General features: G+C 39.5%; 1 protein-coding gene. It reads right to left on the reverse strand.

The features are described from left to right. Positions 1–226: 226 nt before the first annotated feature. Positions 227–583 (reverse strand): HD-GYP domain-containing protein (locus EDM52_RS24125; RefSeq protein ID WP_148038810.1); only part of this gene is annotated, 357 nt, incomplete at its 5' end.

Below are 583 nucleotides of genomic sequence, written 5' to 3' on the forward strand. Positions count from 1 at the left end.
CTTGTCGCAGCACCGAACAGCAATAAAATGGATGAAAAAATGAGGACCAGTTTAAGACTAAATGAACGTTTCAAAATTGTCTCTCCTTCTGTCTTCACATAGATTGCAAGCGTACAAAGTATTCATGCCTGTGCGTTGCATGAGGTAAAAAAGAATATAAATGAAAATGAATAGGATGAAAATGGTCAGATATGAATTGTACTCAATGACAGGTATGGTTTCACCATCATCGACCCGAAATAAACGCATGAACGATCTCCCCATCATAGTGTGTACCAATTCCGTTACGTAGCTGCTGGATAGCGTACTCGATTGGAAGATCTGCTCTATAAGGTCGTTTTGTCGTCATCGCGTCGTACGTATCGGCTACTGACATGATCTTTGCCACCAGCGGGATTTGTTCCCCTCTTTTACCGTAGGGATACCCTTTTCCGTCAATTCTTTCATGATGATAGAGAGCGATGTTATCAATTTCTTTCTCTTTCAAGATTTTAATTTGCAAGATATTGTAACCAATTAACGGATGTTGCTGAATTTCGGCGTACTCATAATCAGATAAAGGTTCCCTTTTATTCAAAATCGT

The sequence above is a fragment of the Brevibacillus invocatus genome (assembly GCF_003710915.1).
Classification (GTDB): Bacteria; Bacillota; Bacilli; order Brevibacillales; family Brevibacillaceae; genus Brevibacillus; species Brevibacillus invocatus.